This window comes from Cohnella sp. GCM10020058 (genome assembly GCF_042683485.1).
Taxonomy (GTDB): domain Bacteria; phylum Bacillota; class Bacilli; order Paenibacillales; family Paenibacillaceae; genus Cohnella.
Genome location: NZ_JBHUJV010000008.1, coordinates 379900 through 394483 on the forward strand (window position 1 = coordinate 379900; position 14584 = coordinate 394483).

The window sequence follows — 14584 nt, forward strand, 5'->3', positions numbered from 1 at the left end:
TGACGAACGCCGCAGTCGCATCCCGCTCGGCCGGTTCAACCGTTGGCCATTTCTTTCAGCCAAATAACCGCTTGCGTGCGATCGTTCGTCCCGATCTTGTCGTAGATCGTGCTGACGTAATTTTTAACGGTGCCTTCGCTCATAAACAGCTGACCGGCGATCTCGCGGTTCGTTCGTCCCTCGACCATCAGCGCAATAATGCTGAGCTCGCGGTCCGTGAACTTGAGCCCGTCCGTCCGGCCGCGTGCGCGCAAACTCGACGGTTTGCCTGCATGCGGGGAAGAGAGGCGTGCCGCCAGCTTGGCCGCGATCCCGGCGGGCAGCATCATCTCGCCGCGGGACGCGTCGCGAATCGCCTGGAGCAGCTTGTCGCTCTGGATATCCTTGAGCAGGAACCCGACGGCGCCGTTCGCGAGTGCTTCGATAATGTAGTCATCCTCGTCGAAGGTGGTCAGCATGAGAACCCTGACGTCCGGAGCATCCTGCCGGAGCTTTTTGACCGCCTCGATGCCGTTCATCACGGGCATGCGGATGTCCATCAGTACCAGATCCGGCCTGTGACGAATCGCCAGCGCGCAAGCATCTTCGCCATTCTCGGCAGTCCCGACGACCTCCATGTCGTTTTCGAGCTGTATGATCGTCTGCAGGCCATCACGCATGAGCGTCTGGTCGTCGGCGATTAAGATCCTATACACCCGCGTTCACTCCCTTTGAGCCTCATTATAAGGCACATTTCACCCTTATCGAAGCCCCCGCGGGGGGGAATCAAAAAAAACAAAAAAAGGCTTGACTCTGGAGGACGAATTCGGTATTCTGTAAAAGTGCTCGCTGATGTAGCTCAGCTGGTAGAGCAACGCATTCGTAATGCGTAGGTCGGGGGTTCGAATCCCTTCATCAGCACCATAAGACGCCAGCAACGGCGCGGCTTCCCGAGATTGGGGGTCGCGTCTTTTTTGTTCTCTCGTTTGCTGTTGAATCGGCAGCCGTCATGCGCGCCCCTCCAAATCAATAAACACGCAGCACGCTGCGTGTTCCATTCAAAATGAGTTTTTCGTTATCTTCTGCGTCAAATGCGAGCTGGTCGGTTCCATTTTGGTATCGTCGATTGCGGGCAGCTTTTCCGGCCTGAATAGCTGAATTTTTTTCAGTTGATAGTAGCCGGACAGCACCTGCTGTACCGTCAATTGATGGGTCATCAAATATTTTACGTTAAACATGCCGCGCAGCAGCTCGTCCTGCATAATCAACAGTCGGCCGTTGATGTCATTAAATATCCCCTTCCGAATCGACGCCGTCAGCCCGACTGCATTCGGCGGTCGTTACCCCGGGATGGCGTAAGCAGTCGTTCAGCCTCTTGCCCGCGGCACGTGTCGCAATGCGAGAGGCTGTTTTATTTTTGCGCGAAAAAAAAGTGACCCGCTGGGGGTCACGACTCGCAAAGCTTATTTCTTGGAAGCCAGCCAGGCGGTGAGCGTGGCAATTTGCTCGTCCGTCAGCGTTCCCTTGAAGGCCGGCATGCCGCCGCCGCCGTTCAGGATCTGCTTGTGAATGTCCGCTTCGGACATATCCGCCCCGACTTTCGCCAGCGCCGGACCCATGCCGCCTTGCAATTGATCGCCGTGGCAGGCCAGGCAATTGCTCTTGTAAATGGCCGTAGCCGCCTCGGCGTCGACTGTAGCCGGGGCTTCGCCGGAAGCGGAAGCCGAAGGCGCGGCCTCGCTTGGACCGGTAGACGGTTCGTCCGCTCTGAGGGAAAAATACACCATTAGAATGGCGAACAAGCAGCATGCGGTCAGTAGGCCGGGCATGAACCATTTTCTCATCGTTCCAATTCCTCCTTGTCATCGTCTTCTTCTGATTAAGATTACCCGTTTCCGCAAAAGTTAGTTAGACCCGAAGGAGCCACATCGTTAGTTAACGATTATAATCTTTAAACGGGAGCCGCTTTTGTTATCGGAGCATTAAAATTGTTTAATGATTGAAAACGGTTAAATCCGGTTCGTACCTGTCCCTGGGGGTAATAATAAGAGCAAGGCCATTCCACCCTTGAAGGAGTGATTCAAATGGCACGAGCAGATCCAGACGTCAGCACGAGGCGCAAAGCCAACATGCACGGCGGAGAAGCGAGGGCAAGATCTCCGGATCGTGAACACGACTACGAAGAGTTGGGACGCGCAAATGCTGAATCAAGGGCATCATGGGATCAAAGGGCCGGGCTGCAGCCGAATATCGGGAACCAGGTTCGTGACGATCACGGCCGGTACGCGAGCGAACGCTGAAGATGTCAGGCAGTGATTCCCGGATACGAATGGCATGGCATGCTTGCTATCGCCTAAGGACAGGATGTGATTCCGTTGAACCAGAAAATGCAGCGCGGAATCGCGGAGTTCAATTAGTGCTCCGCAGCACCACGGCCAAGGGTTCGAGTTGACGCTTGCTTAGGTCACCGCCACAGCCCGCAACAATCCTCGGTTCGAATGAGGCAGGGCTTTACAATCGGGCAACCGTCTCAAGTGTTCCCGGCACCCGCGCGAAGCGAACGTACGAATTGTTGTTGTCGAGGATGACCATTCTTATAGAAGTCAGTGAGCAGATCGCGGCAACGCAAGCCGCGGTCTGCTTCCGTACATAAATGAGTCGAAGAAGAGGTGATCCGATATGGCAACCGTCAAGCAAGGCCTTCGCAAAGTCGCATTTTTGCTCGAGGAAGGCTACGAGGACTCGGAAATGCAAAACCCGTACGACGCGCTAGTCGAGAACGGCAACGATATCGACATTATCAGCACGGAAAAGGGCAAGGAGCTCAAGGGAAAGAAGGGTACGGTGACGTATACGTCCCATTTGGCGGCAGGCGATGCGAAAGCCGAGGATTATGAAGCCATCGTCATTCCGGGCGGCGGCTCGCCTGCCAAGCTCCGGGAGGATCCGGCCGTCATTGCGTTCGTGGCCGAAGCGGACGGCGCCGGCATTCCAATCGCGGCAATCTGCCATGGTCCGCAGGTGCTTGCGAAGGCAGGCGTGCTAAGCGGCAAGACGCTGACGGCGACCGCGTCCATCCAAGAGGAGGTCGAAGCCGCCGGCGGCGTGTTCGTGGATCGGGAAGTCGTCGTGGACGGGAACCTGATTACTTCGCGCAAGCCTGAGGACGAGCCGGCTTTTATCCGCGAGACGATCGCGAAGATCGGCGTGTCGGCTTATTGAGCTTGACGCGAGGATAAAGGAGAAGGGAAGGATGCTCGGCTGACTAGCCGAAGGCATCCTTTTTTGCGTCAGAGAAGCGATTCGTCGCATGAAACGAACAACTGATTTTTCTCGTGAACGCCTTCTGCCTTGGGCGCTTCCCGGTTCAGTCTGCCGATCTCCTCCCATAAAACCGCCTCGAACGCCCGGCGCTGAAACTGGTCGAGCCGCACGTCCGCCAGTTCGCAGGTAACGCCGAACTTGCTGGCCAGCAACTGCACCGCCTCGCCGCGAATAGAAGGGAGCTTCATATCCTTGACCATCGAAAAGGGCATCGAAGCATAAAGAACGAACCGCTTGGCCTCAGCCTCCTGGTGTTCCAGAAAAGACCGCGGCATCACCGTCTGATTGCCGGCGTGCCGGAGAATGTGACAAAGTTCGTGCAAATAATCCTCCCATTGCTGCTCGGCCGTCAGGCGCAGGTCGATGAGCACGGAACGTATACCCATCCACTCAAGCGCTTTGCTGGACTGGCTCATATAATGAACCCATACGTCCAACCGGTCCGACACTTCCTCGATGGTCAACTGGTCGGGTGTCACGATTCCGGCCCTGAGCCATAGCGCCTCGATCCATTGCTCGAGCGGCGTCGGCTGATAATATTGGAGCATCCATGCACCTCGGAATGAGAATGTACGTTCGGATGAACGGCGAAAAATAAAGCGCCTTTAAGGCGCTGTCTGACTATTCGTTATTGCGATCCGCTTTGCGAAGACGTTCCTGTTCCCTGAGAAACGTCCAGAAACGCAGCATTTCCTCCTGCCGGGCTTCGGGCGCGTCCAAGTAATCTTTGAAAAAAAGTCCGTGCTCCGGGTTGCGTATGAATTCCTCGAACGCCGCAGCTTCGGAGGCAGCAGGAGACGGTCCCTCCAGCGTCGCATCGCTCGTAAGTCCAAGGAGGTAATCGGCGGTTGTCTTGTAATATTCGGCAAATCGGCCTAGCATGTCGGGCTCGGGTTTGCGATCGTCGGATTCGTAGCGTGACAGCTGGACATTGCTGATCCCCAATTCCTTGGCGGCGGTCAACTGCGTCTTGCCGAGACGCTCGCGCCGTTCTCTGAGCCGGCTTCCCAACGTCATTACCCATCTTCCTTCCGGTAAGAACTTCCTTATAGTATACGACTTGTTTTCCTTTTTGGCAAATTTGTTTCCAGTAAACCGTTAAAATGGGAATTGACAGTTGCCGCATTGGTAATATATGATGGTTTTGTGCCGGAAATGCGAACATATGTTTCCTTTGTGCGGCGATGCTGGATTCGTGCAGGATGGACTTGATATAAGGGGAAATGGCCGTGAAATGAAGAACAAGAGGCCTAATTGAGAAAATAATTTGCCAAAATGGCAAAGCGGGGGTGTTTATTCATGACGCTAGAAGCGAATCAAGCGACTGGTGATAGCTATCGTCATACGCGTCGGCTGCTGCTGATCGCGGCAGACAAGCTAACCGTGAAGATCGGAGAACTTGAAGCGAATGCGGGGAAAAAGGGCGTCACGGGCATGGCTTGGTCCGAGCTGGACAGGCAGCGTCGCCTGGTAATCGAGATGATCGCAAGCTGCTCTTATATTATCGAATGGCTGGACACCGGACGCATGCCAGGCAATCGCAGGGGCATCGAAAGGCGGGCCGGCTATCAGCGGGAGATTCCGACCGACCCCTCGGTGCTGTCGGCCGTGCTGGAAGCGAGACGCGACGCTGCGCTGCCGGATGCGGCGGGCGGATGCGAGGCGCCAAGCCTGGCGCTCGAACGCGCGCTCGGAGGCTTGACGGAAAGGGAGCGCGATTGCTACAGGTTGTCCCAGGCCGAGGGCTTCACGCTTGCCGAGGTGGCGGACGTGCTGAAGATCAGCAAGTCCAGTGCGGGCACGTACCTGTTAAGGGCCAGGCGCAAGATTGAAACAAACCTGCGCGAAGGCGGCGGCAGCAGCGTCGGATAGCTTGTCGTACGGATGCCACCTATAGATGAGAAAGCGAACATGCGTTCTCGAAAATAACGAATGCGGCAGGACGCTTCGGCGCGGCGGCATGAAGGAGAGGGTGCTTCGGTGAGCGGAGACGAAGGCTGGATGCAGGCGCTCGCGAGCTGGACGGTACAGGCGCTTGACGATGTCGAGTGGCAAGTGTACGCGAATGCTTGGCCCGCCGATTATGAGCGTCCTGCCATGCTGTGGCGGCTGGCGGGCGTTGAGAAGAAGACAGGCAACGCAGCCTACGGCGAGGAAACGCGGCGCTACGCCGGGCATGTGCTCGGGCGGGACCCCGCGGAGGAAGCGGACGCGGTCGCACGGCTGACTGGCGCGCTCGGCGCTGCGATCAAGCTGCCGCTCGACGCGGCGCAGCGGCGGTATCTGCTGGTCGGGGAGACGGTTGCCGACCTTAAGGCGGACGCGGTCGCGACGGGCCAGCTGAGCGTGGCGCTGAGCCGGAAAAACCGACGTCCGTCCGAGACGGCGCCGCTGATGCGAGAAGTCGCGTTTCAACAAAAAGAAGGATAGAGGTGGCCGGCGAATGGCGGGGAAAAAACAAAGCGACGACACGGTCGCAACGTACGGCAAGGATGAGCTGATCGCCTATGCAGGCGAGCTGTTCGGCGTCAGCCCGGAGGCGGTGCAAGGCGCCCTGTACGGTACGGACAGCGGGGAACGCTTCGACATCGGGAGCGCCAAAGCGCTCGTCGACAAATTTATGAACAGGAAGGTGAACTGAGCATGGCTGGAGGCACTTGGAATCAGACGGATCTGCCGGTATTGCCCGGCTTTTATATGGCATTTCGCTCGGCGGCTGCGGCCGCGGTGCAAGCGGGAGAACGAGGCGTGGTCATCATGCCCGTCAAGGCCCACTGGGGGCCGGTCAAGCGATTCGCGGAGGTGACGAGCGAAGCCGACATCGCGAGCCTGTACGCCATCGACGAGACGGGCGGCGCGACGGCGTACACGTCGCTTCGCTTTGCGCTGCTCGGCGGTGCAAGCAAGGTATTGGCCTACCGGCTGTCGGACGGGACAGAGTCGAAGGCGTCCAAGACACTGAAGGACGGGGCGGGCACGCCGGCTGACGTGCTGAAGCTCGAGGCGAAGCAGACCGGCGCGCGGGGCAACAACTTCAAGGTGACGGTGCAGGTCAATCCGGCGGATGCCGCCTTGAAGGACCTCAAGCTGTTCGAGGGCAATACGCTCCTGCGTACCTTCACCTTCGCCGACGGCACGGTGCAAGCGGCCGTCGACGCCGTGAATCAGGATGCGGCCAACGTATGGGTGACGGCTTCCAAGATCGCGGCCGGCAACGGCTCGCTGGCACCGGTCTCCGGCGTCGCGCTGACAGGCGGCGCGTCGGGCATCTCGGGCATCGCGAACGCAGACTACGTGAACGCGCTGTCCGCCTTCGAGACGCAGACGTTTAACGCGGTCGCGCTGGACGGCGTATCCGACCCGCAGCTGCAAGCAAGTCTCGTTGCATGGGTGGCGCGAATCCGCGGCGAGGGACATGGCGCGATCGCCGTCCTCGGCGGCTCGCTCGCAGACGACAAGGCGGCGGATGCCGTCGGCAAAGCCGCACAGCGAAGCGCTTCTTTCAATCACGAAGGCATCGTGAACGTCGGCACCGGCGCGGTGCTGGCCGACGTCGAATACAGCTCCGCACAGGTGGCGGCGTATGTCGCCGGCCTGATCGCCGGCCAGTCGCTCAACGGATCGACGACGTATGCGTCTTCACCCTTCCAGGATGTCGTGCGCCGCTGGACCCGCTCCGAGCAGGAGCAAGCCGTGCGCGGCGGGGTATTTCTCCACGTCCACGACGGCCGCATGGTCAAGGCGCTGCGCGGCGTGAACAGCCGCGTGACCTTGGCTTCCGGCCAGAACGCAGCCTGGAAGAAGATCCGTACGATCCGCGTGCTCGACAGCGTGAACGCCGATCTCCAGCGCACCGCGGAGGACCAGTACATCGGCAAGGTGAACAACACGGAAGAGGGCCGGCTTGCGCTGATCGGCGCCTGCAAGCAGTACTTGGACGCGCTGGCGTCGGCCGGCGTCATCGAGGCGACCGGATACGACGTTGCGGTCGATACGTCCGTTCCCGCGGCTGCGGATCAGGTTTTCTTGAAGTGGGAAGCGCGCTTGACCGATGTGGTCGAACAAATTTTCGGCACGTTTATCGTGCAATAACGAGGGGGACGACAGCACATGATGGATCCGACCAGAGCGATTCTCGGTACTTACGGACAAGTATTCATCGACGGCAACTGGCAGACGAATATCAACCACCTGGAGGCTTCGGTCGAGGTGGAGAAGCGGGAGCTCAAGCTCGCCGGCTCGGAATGGACGCAGCACAAGCTCGGCGCCAAGAAAGGCACCGGCACGATGAGCGGCTACAAGGTGACGAGCGACATGATCTCGCGCGGCTTCGCCAAGTTCAATATCATCAACAAGCTGTCCGATCCGGAGGCGTACGGCTTCGAGCGCATCCAGCTTACCAACTGCGTGGCGGACAAGCTGCAGTTGGCCAACTGGACCGCGGGCGAGGAAGTGGCGGAGGAGACGGCATTCACGTTTGAGGGCTACGTGCTGCTCGATCCGATCAAGGCAAACTAAAAGGAGGCGCAGGCATGACGATCGAGATCGGTCAAATGACGGAAGAACAAGTGCTGCAGCGGCTGCTCGACGCCGATACGCTGCCCGAGCGCACGGTGCTGCTGGAGCGGCTCGGCATCCCGGTGAAGATCCGGGGACTGACGGGCAAGCAGGTATTCGGTATCCGCGAGCGCTGCACGGAACGCAAGGAAAGACGCGGCCAGACTGTCGAGCGGCTCGACGAAGAACTGTTTAACGTGTCGCTGATCGCGGCGGCTACCGTGTCGCCCGCCTGGGGCGACGGCAAGCTGCTCGCCAAGTTCAGCGCGAGCAGCGCCGAAGAAGTCGTGAAGCGCATCCTGCTCGCAGGCGAGCTGTCGGCGCTCGGCGACGTCGTGCTCGACCTCTCCGGCTTCAACACGGAGCTTGAAGACGTAAAAAACTGATCGCCTCCGGGGCGCTGGCCGGCATGCTCCATGCCATCTGGGTCCGGCACCATCTGCGCCCCGGACAGTTCTGGCTGCTTCCCCGGGGGGAGCAGCTCTTTTTGATGGCGAGCATGGAGCTCGAGCTCGAGGCCGAGCGCGGCCAGAACGGCGGGAAAGGAGGTTAGGCGACATATGGCGGAAAACGCTGTGCCCTACGATTACATTATCGATGCCGACGGGTTGAAGGAAACGGTGACGCAACTGCGCGCGGTCGACCGGTATATGGAGAGCATCCAGCGGCGGGTAGACCGGCTGTCGCGAATGCGGGTCGTGATTCCGATCCGGCTGAGCGATTGTTTGTGCGAGCCGATCAGGAAGATTCGCATGCATCTCGAATCGCTGACGAAGAAGGATTGGCGAATTCGGATGCAGGCCAGCTTCACTGAAAAAATGAAGGCCGCGATGAAGGTTTCGGTCAAAACAGTCGTCAGGACAGTCGTCAAAACGGTCATTAAAACAGTCGTCAAGACGGTGGTCAAAACCAGCGTGAACGTAAAAGTTCGCGTGACGGCATTGGTCGAGGCCACGGCAGGAACCGGTGCCGGCGGCGGGCAAGGGCCTCCGGATAAAGGCAAGGACAAGTCCTTGTGGGAACGCATCCTCGACTACGTGAAGGACCTTGGCAAGGAAATTCTGGACGTGTACAAGGATCGCCTCAAGGAATGGGCAGTCCGAATGATCGACAAAGGCATCAAGGCACTTTCCGGCTTACCCTTGATGGGTTGGCTTAAAATATTGCTTCCCGAAGAGAAGAAGGATGAAGAAAAAGGAAAAGACAACATTACCGTCAAGGTCAATTGTGTCTGCCGATGCAAATGCAAAGGAACGTCTTATGGCGGGCGCGGAGGTCGTGGCGGACGAGGTGGACGTGGCGGACGCGGCTCGCGAGGCGGAGGCCGAGGCGCCAGAGCCGGCGGAATGCTCGGACGGGCGTTCGGAGGACTGGGCAGGGCAATTGGCGGGCTCATCCGTACAGTAGGCAGAGGGCTGATCGTCAAGACGCTCCTCGGCGGAGGGAAGACGCTCGCAGGGAAAGCTTGGTCGGCCGGAAAATCGGTTGCAGGCAAAGCTTTGGAAAAAGGCAGATCGGCAGCAGGCCAAGTACTAGGCAAGGGCAGAGCGGCTGTTGGACAGGCGATTGAAAAGAGCAAAGCTGTCGCCGGGAAGGCTGCGGGCGCTGTTAAAACTGCAGCGAGCAGCGCCTGGGGTGCAGGCAAAAGCGTGGCAGGCCGACTGTGGAACGGCGGAAAGACACTGGCGGGCCAAGCGTTAGACAAGGGCAATGGTGCTGTCAGCCGTGCCGCAGGCGCCGTTAAAAACGCGGCAAGCACTGCCTGGAGCACGGGGGAAAGTAGCGCCAGCCGGTTGTGGAGCGGCGGGAAGTCTTTGGCTGGGCAAGCGCTGGACAAAGGCAAGGGCGCCGCCGGCCGAGCCGCCGGTGCTGTGAAAAGCGCGGCAAGCAGCGCCCTGGGAGTGGGCAAAGCGCTCTTCGGCAAATTGCGAAACGGCGGAGGTTTGGCTGACAGGGCCGGCGACATGATCTCTTCACCTGCTTCCGGCAAGGTATTCAAACGTTTGCTGAAGGTTGGGAAATTCGGCGGCAAGCTATTGCGTCCGCTTGGCGCGATCTCCGACGTAGCCGGCATCGTCACGGCAAAAGGCGGAGACGAGCGAGCAAAAGCGATCGGCAGTGCGGCCGGCGGCTGGGCCGGCGCGGCGGGAGGCGCAGCGATGGGTGCCGCCATCGGATCGGTCATCCCCGGAATCGGCACCGCGATCGGCGGCTTGGTCGGCGGCGCAATCGGCGGTCTCGGAGGCAGCGCCATCGGCGAAAAGCTGGGCTCTTACGCTAATAAAGCGTTTGGTTGGCTAGGCAAGAAAAAGAAGAAACCCGACACCTCATCTACCGGTGAGTTGTTGCCCTCGAACAACCCCGCATCGTCTTCAACTGCAACGCGAGGGCTGGGATTAACATCCGTCCTGGCGGGCGGCTTGCTTGGCGGCGCTGCGGTTTCCCGGCTCTCCTTGGGCATTCCCGTACCGCGTTCTGTTAAACAGATCATGACGCGATCCCTTTCCCAAATACAGGCTCTCCCGACGCCTGCCGTGCCTCTTAACCCGGCAAGTCCAGGTACGGCTCGCGGACAGGGAGCCCCTCAACCCGCGCCAACCATCAACATCAACATCCCCGCAGGCGCCGTCCAACTGACGGTCAAGGAGACCGACATCGACTACAACGCAATTACGGCGCAGGTGAGCACCCGATTGACGGCCTCGATCCGGCAGACGCTGGAGAACCGGCCTTAATATAGATTACCGCGCGGCGGAAGGAGGAGAAGCGTGGAATTCATTTTAAAAGACGCGTCCGCCAAAAACATTTTCCATTTTCCCGTTAATCCGGAAGAGGTGTCGATTCGGCGCGAAAAGCAGCTCGAAACCGTCAACATTCTCTCGCTCGGCGAGGTGGATATGGCGCAGGAGGAGAAGCTGAAGGAGATTTCGTTCTCCTCCTTCTTCCCGGCGGACAAGGATCCGATCGGCTCGATGAATCTGCTCACGAGCTACATGGTCAGCAAGCAGCCGGTTCACTTCATGATTACGGAAGCCGGCGTTAACATACTCGGCTACATCTCTTCCCACTCGACAAGCTTGCGGGGCGGCGAGCCCGGCGACATCTATTTCGATATCGCAATTCGCACCTGGCGGGAGCCGAAGGTCAGGACCAAGGCAGCGTCCGGCGCCACGGTCCGCACGGACATGAAGCCGGTTCCGAAAACGTACGTGGTGCGCCAAGGAGATACGCTTTATGCCATCGCCAAACGGGAACTCGGCAGCAGTGCGAGATGGAACGAGGTTTACGCGAAAAACAAAGCGCTGATCGGCAGCGACCCGAACCTGATCCTTCCGGGACAGAAGCTGGTGATGCCATGAGCTATGAGGTGGTTTTGGATGGCAAGTATTATTTGGGCGACCTGGCGGAAGAGATCGCGCTGGAAGATTCGTTGGAGGAGATCGCTTACCGCGCGAACATTCGCCTGACGGTCCGTCCGGACCTGCCGGCGATCGCGCCGGGTCAGGAGATTCGCATTTCCGGCGTACCGTACGGTTCAACGGGAATGGCCTATCTGCTTCATCCGGCGATCGTCTGGGAATGCGAGAGCGAGCGGTCGGCAGGCAGCGGCAAGCACCTGAACGTCACGGCGTACGACCGGACGCTGTATCTGTCCAAGTCCGAGGACGAGCGGCTGATGCCGGGCGGACAGACGGCGGCGGAGCGGCTCGCGTCCTATGCGGCAGGTTGGAACATCCCGCTGGCCGTGCTGCCGGACACCGACATCAAGCTGAAGCGCAGCGTGAAGCGAAGCCAATCCATTTTCAGCATGATTCTGGAAGATTTGAAGGAGACGGCGAACAAGGGCGGGGAGCTGTATCGCCCGCGCATGACGCCAAACGGACTGACGCTCGTGAAGCTGGGCGGCAACGACAAGGTCTGGCAGTTGGAGTCGCTGGAGTCGGTCAGTCAGAAACGGACGCTCGAGGGGGCCGTCACGCAGGTGAAGGTGCTCGGCAGCGAGGGGAGCGAGACGAAGCTGTCTCCGGTGCTGGCGATCGTCAAAGGCGAGATCGAGAAGTACGGCACTTTGCAAAAGGTGCTGCAGGACTGCGCGATCGAGACGCCCGCCCAAGCGCGCAAGGCGGCGGAGCCGCTGCTGCTGGGCTTGCAGGAAACGATGTCGGTGACGGCGCTCGATATTAACCTGATCCGGGCGGGGGATCTGGTCGAGCTGGACGGGCAGCGGCTGTTCGTGACGTCCGTCCGGCACCAGCTTGGCGAGCCCGGACATATGCAGCTGGAGCTGGCTCGCGAAGCCAAAGTGAGGAGGGATTATTGTGGCTGATCCTTACAAGCAGCTTGCCGCCGCGCTGGAGAGCCGCATGAACCGGGTGGCGGCCAAGCAAGTCGCAGGCGTGCCCGCGGAGCTTGGGACGATGACGGGGGCCGGCTTGAAGCTGGATTCTTTTAAATACGAAATGCCGGATTATTTGCAGGCGGAGGGCTTGCTGCTTGCCCCTGGAGATCGCGTGCTCGCGGTGCCCGTTGCCGGCGGCAGTCAGGCTGTCGTCGTATGCAAGGTGGTGAGCGCGGGTGGCTGATTTATTTCCGACGGCGACGATCGGTGCGGAAGTGCTGCCGGACGAGACCGAGGCTTCGGGCGCATCGTTCGGTCGCAGCTGGAAGTTCGATTTTGAAACGGGTGAATTCGTGCGGACGCCGACGGGGAGGATCGCGGGGGCGCAGGATACGGACGCATGGCTCGAATGGTGCCGCAAAGCGCTTGCGACCGAGCGATATCGCCATCTCGTCTATTCGCGGTTGTACGGGCAGGAGTTCGAGTCGTTGATCGGGCTTGGCCTCTCCCGTGCGGCGGTCGAGAGCGAGATTGCGCGCATCGCCTCGGAAACGCTGCTGGCCGACCCGCGGACGGCGCGCGTCGGGACGTTTTCATTTTCGTGGGAGGCGGACGCTTGCAGGTTCTCCTGTTCGGTGACCAGCGTTCGCGATGAGGCGGGGACGATTGAAGGAAGCGTGGTGAGCTTGTGATGACGGCATTGCCGGATTATTTGACGGAGCAAAAGGAAGAGCGCATTCTGGCGCGCATGCTGGGCCGGATTCCGGCGGACGTAGACAAGGCCGAAGGCTCTTATATATGGGACGCGCTTGCGCCTGCGGCGTACGAGCTGTTCTTGTCGGCGGGCTGGGCGCAGGAGGTGCTGCGGCGCGGATTTGCGACGACGGCATTTGGCGCCTACCTGGATCTCAGGTGCGGCGAACATGGCGTGGAGCGGCGCCCCGCGGAGCGGGCGACGGGAAAGGTGACGTTCGCGGGAGCGAACGGCGTCGTCGTACCTGCGGGAACTCGCGTGGCCACGGCGGCCGATGCCGTCACTTCGACGCCGTCGGTGGAATTCGAGACTGTTGAGGCGGTTACGATTGGCGGCCTCGGGCTGGTGGAAGCGAGCGTAAGGGCCGTCGAGGCTGGCGTGTCAGGCAACATCGCGGCCGGAGCGATCGCTGTGCTGGTGGAGCAGGTGCCGGGCGTGACGGGTATCGCGAACGCCGCGGCGATCGGCGGAGGCGACGAGACCGAGAGCGATGCGTCGCTGCTGGAGCGCTACCTGCTTAAAGTTCGCAATCCCGGCACGAGCGGCAATCGGGCGGACTATTTGCAATGGGCGCTCGGAACGGACGGCGTCGGCGGCGCACAGGTTCAGCCGTTGTGGAACGGTCCGGGCACGGTGAAAGTGTATGTGCTGAACCAGGACAAGCGTGCGGCTTCTGCGGCCATCGTGGCTGCCGTGCAGGAGGCGATCGCGCCGGGGGCGGCGGGCACGGGTGCGGGCAAAGCGCCGATCGGCGCGAACGTAGTCGTGGCTGCCCCGACCGAGCTGCCCATCGTGATCAGCGTGAAATTGACGCTTCGCGCCGGCTGGACACTGGCGCAGGCCGTCTCGGGCATTCAGGCGATCATGACCGATTACCTGAAGTCGTTGGCTTTTGCCGATGCGGTCGTTCGTTATTCCAAAGTGAACAGCCTCTTACTCGACGTTCCGGCGATCGAAGACTTGTCGAATCTGACGATGAACGGAGGCGCGTCGAACGTGACGGTCGGGACCGGTCAGGTCGCGGTGCCGGGGGCGGTGAACGCCAGTGTCTGAGGCAGTAACGTTAACTAGCGTGCGGGGACAGGGGATGCTCGGATATTTGCCGGGCTACTACGCTTCCTCGCGCGTCATGTGCTCGCTGATGGAATCGGAAGGGACGGAGCTCGACCTGCTCCAGCGGGCGTTGGACGAGACGCTTGCGCAATTTTTCGTAGACACGGCGACTTGGGGCCTGGATCGCTGGGAGAGCGACCTTGGCATCGCGACGGATCCTTCCAAGCCCCTGGATCAGCGGCGCAGTCTGGTCAAGTCCAAGCTGCGCGGCACCGGTACGGTGACGGTCGCATTGATGCGCAGCGTGGCGGAATCGTTCGACAACGGCGCGATCGAGGTGACGCAGCAGCCATCGCTTTATACGGTGACGATCCGGTTCGTCGATACGGTCGGGCTGCCGCCCAACCTGGACGATATCAAGGACGCATTGAACGCGATCGTGCCTGCGCATCTGGCCGTGTCCTATTCATTCAGATACTTGACCGTTAACGAGGTTAACGGGCTGACGATCAATCAAATGCAGAGCCATCCGCTGACGGACTTCGCGCCGTTTCTGGATGCATAAGGGAAGGGAGCGG

At 60.1% G+C, this 14584-nt stretch carries 20 protein-coding genes and 1 tRNA gene; 16 read left to right on the plus strand and 5 right to left on the minus strand.

Annotated features, from left to right (window positions below; translation table 11 throughout):
- Window positions 1-35: 35 nt before the first annotated feature.
- Window positions 36-695 (minus strand): response regulator, encoded by a 660-nt coding sequence (locus ACFSR7_RS14055; RefSeq protein WP_378162492.1) that lies wholly within the window; start codon window positions 693-695, stop codon window positions 36-38.
- A gap of 132 nt (window positions 696-827) precedes the next feature.
- Here ACFSR7_RS14055 and ACFSR7_RS14060 point away from each other — a divergent pair.
- Window positions 828-903 (plus strand) — tRNA-Thr (locus ACFSR7_RS14060).
- Window positions 904-1037: 134 nt separating this feature from the next.
- On the opposite strand, the gene ACFSR7_RS14065 is transcribed toward ACFSR7_RS14060, so the two are convergent.
- Both ACFSR7_RS14065 and ACFSR7_RS14070 read right to left on the minus strand, forming a co-directional pair.
- Window positions 1038-1217 carry a hypothetical protein gene (locus ACFSR7_RS14065; protein ID WP_378162494.1) on the minus strand — a complete coding sequence of 60 codons (180 nt, stop codon included), beginning with the start codon at window positions 1215-1217 and terminating at the stop codon, window positions 1038-1040.
- A gap of 225 nt (window positions 1218-1442) precedes the next feature.
- Window positions 1443-1823: a c-type cytochrome gene (locus ACFSR7_RS14070; RefSeq protein ID WP_378162496.1), complete on the minus strand. Its 381-nt coding sequence runs from the start codon at window positions 1821-1823 to the stop codon at window positions 1443-1445.
- Window positions 1824-2658: 835 nt separating this feature from the next.
- Here ACFSR7_RS14070 and ACFSR7_RS14075 point away from each other — a divergent pair.
- Window positions 2659-3201 carry a type 1 glutamine amidotransferase domain-containing protein gene (locus tag ACFSR7_RS14075; RefSeq protein ID WP_378162498.1) on the plus strand — a complete coding sequence of 181 codons (543 nt, stop codon included), beginning with the start codon at window positions 2659-2661 and terminating at the stop codon, window positions 3199-3201.
- A gap of 68 nt (window positions 3202-3269) precedes the next feature.
- On the opposite strand, the gene ACFSR7_RS14080 is transcribed toward ACFSR7_RS14075, so the two are convergent.
- Window positions 3270-3851 (minus strand): ImmA/IrrE family metallo-endopeptidase, encoded by a 582-nt coding sequence (locus tag ACFSR7_RS14080; protein WP_378162500.1) that lies wholly within the window; start codon window positions 3849-3851, stop codon window positions 3270-3272.
- A gap of 73 nt (window positions 3852-3924) precedes the next feature.
- Window positions 3925-4320: a helix-turn-helix domain-containing protein gene (locus ACFSR7_RS14085; RefSeq protein WP_378162502.1), complete on the minus strand. Its 396-nt coding sequence runs from the start codon at window positions 4318-4320 to the stop codon at window positions 3925-3927.
- Window positions 4321-4602: 282 nt separating this feature from the next.
- Between ACFSR7_RS14085 and ACFSR7_RS14090 the strand changes: the two genes are divergently transcribed.
- The 14 genes from ACFSR7_RS14090 to ACFSR7_RS14155 all read left to right on the plus strand — a co-directional run bounded on the left by ACFSR7_RS14090 (window position 4603) and on the right by ACFSR7_RS14155 (window position 14571).
- Window positions 4603-5175, plus strand: a complete 573-nt coding sequence (locus tag ACFSR7_RS14090) for a sigma factor-like helix-turn-helix DNA-binding protein (RefSeq protein WP_378162504.1) — start codon at window positions 4603-4605, stop codon at window positions 5173-5175.
- 108 nt (window positions 5176-5283) lie between these two features.
- The gene (locus ACFSR7_RS14095) at window positions 5284-5733 is read left to right on the plus strand and encodes a hypothetical protein (RefSeq protein WP_378162506.1); all 450 of its coding nucleotides are present in this window, start codon (window positions 5284-5286) and stop codon (window positions 5731-5733) included.
- A gap of 13 nt (window positions 5734-5746) precedes the next feature.
- Window positions 5747-5944 (plus strand): YqzN/YkzM domain-containing protein, encoded by a 198-nt coding sequence (locus ACFSR7_RS14100; protein WP_378162508.1) that lies wholly within the window; start codon window positions 5747-5749, stop codon window positions 5942-5944.
- A gap of 2 nt (window positions 5945-5946) precedes the next feature.
- Window positions 5947-7395, plus strand: coding sequence for a phage tail sheath family protein (locus tag ACFSR7_RS14105; protein ID WP_378162509.1), 1449 nt, complete (start codon window positions 5947-5949; stop codon window positions 7393-7395).
- A gap of 18 nt (window positions 7396-7413) precedes the next feature.
- Window positions 7414-7821 (plus strand): phage tail tube protein, encoded by a 408-nt coding sequence (locus ACFSR7_RS14110; RefSeq protein ID WP_378162511.1) that lies wholly within the window; start codon window positions 7414-7416, stop codon window positions 7819-7821.
- Window positions 7822-7835: 14 nt separating this feature from the next.
- The gene (locus ACFSR7_RS14115; protein ID WP_378162513.1) at window positions 7836-8246 is read left to right on the plus strand and encodes a phage tail assembly chaperone; all 411 of its coding nucleotides are present in this window, start codon (window positions 7836-7838) and stop codon (window positions 8244-8246) included.
- A gap of 23 nt (window positions 8247-8269) precedes the next feature.
- Window positions 8270-8413 carry a hypothetical protein gene (locus ACFSR7_RS14120; protein WP_217596574.1) on the plus strand — a complete coding sequence of 48 codons (144 nt, stop codon included), beginning with the start codon at window positions 8270-8272 and terminating at the stop codon, window positions 8411-8413.
- Between the two features lie 7 nt (window positions 8414-8420).
- Window positions 8421-10595 carry a TrbL/VirB6 family protein gene (locus ACFSR7_RS14125; RefSeq protein ID WP_378162515.1) on the plus strand — a complete coding sequence of 725 codons (2175 nt, stop codon included), beginning with the start codon at window positions 8421-8423 and terminating at the stop codon, window positions 10593-10595.
- Between the two features lie 33 nt (window positions 10596-10628).
- Window positions 10629-11219, plus strand: a complete 591-nt coding sequence (locus ACFSR7_RS14130; protein ID WP_378162517.1) for a LysM peptidoglycan-binding domain-containing protein — start codon at window positions 10629-10631, stop codon at window positions 11217-11219.
- Window positions 11216-12187, plus strand: a complete 972-nt coding sequence (locus ACFSR7_RS14135; protein ID WP_378162519.1) for an XkdQ/YqbQ family protein — start codon at window positions 11216-11218, stop codon at window positions 12185-12187. Before ACFSR7_RS14130 ends, ACFSR7_RS14135 begins: the two co-directional genes overlap by 4 nt.
- A complete protein-coding gene (locus tag ACFSR7_RS14140; protein WP_378162521.1) occupies window positions 12180-12443 on the plus strand; it encodes a hypothetical protein in 264 nt (87 codons plus the stop codon). The genes ACFSR7_RS14135 and ACFSR7_RS14140 overlap by 8 nt, the downstream gene beginning before the upstream one ends.
- Window positions 12436-12891 (plus strand): DUF2634 domain-containing protein, encoded by a 456-nt coding sequence (locus tag ACFSR7_RS14145; RefSeq protein ID WP_378162523.1) that lies wholly within the window; start codon window positions 12436-12438, stop codon window positions 12889-12891. The genes ACFSR7_RS14140 and ACFSR7_RS14145 overlap by 8 nt, the downstream gene beginning before the upstream one ends.
- Window positions 12891-14006 (plus strand): baseplate J/gp47 family protein, encoded by a 1116-nt coding sequence (locus ACFSR7_RS14150; protein ID WP_378163050.1) that lies wholly within the window; start codon window positions 12891-12893, stop codon window positions 14004-14006. Before ACFSR7_RS14145 ends, ACFSR7_RS14150 begins: the two co-directional genes overlap by 1 nt.
- Window positions 13999-14571: a YmfQ family protein gene (locus ACFSR7_RS14155; protein ID WP_378162525.1), complete on the plus strand. Its 573-nt coding sequence runs from the start codon at window positions 13999-14001 to the stop codon at window positions 14569-14571. Before ACFSR7_RS14150 ends, ACFSR7_RS14155 begins: the two co-directional genes overlap by 8 nt.
- Window positions 14572-14584 lie beyond the last annotated feature (13 nt).

Excerpts from the sequence above, each read along its gene's own strand:
- ACFSR7_RS14115 (WP_378162513.1), top strand. The coding sequence starts at position 7,836 with ATGACGATCGAGATCGGTCAAATGACGGAAGAACAAGTGCTGCAGCGG.
- ACFSR7_RS14120 (WP_217596574.1), top strand. The coding sequence starts at position 8,270 with ATGCTCCATGCCATCTGGGTCCGGCACCATCTGCGCCCCGGACAGTTC.
- ACFSR7_RS14070 (WP_378162496.1), bottom strand. The coding sequence starts at position 1,823 with ATGAGAAAATGGTTCATGCCCGGCCTACTGACCGCATGCTGCTTGTTC.
- ACFSR7_RS14110 (WP_378162511.1), top strand. The coding sequence starts at position 7,414 with ATGATGGATCCGACCAGAGCGATTCTCGGTACTTACGGACAAGTATTC.
- ACFSR7_RS14100 (WP_378162508.1), top strand. The coding sequence starts at position 5,747 with ATGGCGGGGAAAAAACAAAGCGACGACACGGTCGCAACGTACGGCAAG.
- ACFSR7_RS14085 (WP_378162502.1), bottom strand. The coding sequence starts at position 4,320 with ATGACGTTGGGAAGCCGGCTCAGAGAACGGCGCGAGCGTCTCGGCAAG.
- ACFSR7_RS14090 (WP_378162504.1), top strand. The coding sequence starts at position 4,603 with ATGACGCTAGAAGCGAATCAAGCGACTGGTGATAGCTATCGTCATACG.
- ACFSR7_RS14150 (WP_378163050.1), top strand. The coding sequence starts at position 12,891 with ATGACGGCATTGCCGGATTATTTGACGGAGCAAAAGGAAGAGCGCATT.
- ACFSR7_RS14065 (WP_378162494.1), bottom strand. The coding sequence starts at position 1,217 with ATGTTTAACGTAAAATATTTGATGACCCATCAATTGACGGTACAGCAG.
- ACFSR7_RS14125 (WP_378162515.1), top strand. The coding sequence starts at position 8,421 with ATGGCGGAAAACGCTGTGCCCTACGATTACATTATCGATGCCGACGGG.
- ACFSR7_RS14135 (WP_378162519.1), top strand. The coding sequence starts at position 11,216 with ATGAGCTATGAGGTGGTTTTGGATGGCAAGTATTATTTGGGCGACCTG.
- ACFSR7_RS14105 (WP_378162509.1), top strand. The coding sequence starts at position 5,947 with ATGGCTGGAGGCACTTGGAATCAGACGGATCTGCCGGTATTGCCCGGC.
- ACFSR7_RS14075 (WP_378162498.1), top strand. The coding sequence starts at position 2,659 with ATGGCAACCGTCAAGCAAGGCCTTCGCAAAGTCGCATTTTTGCTCGAG.
- ACFSR7_RS14080 (WP_378162500.1), bottom strand. The coding sequence starts at position 3,851 with ATGCTCCAATATTATCAGCCGACGCCGCTCGAGCAATGGATCGAGGCG.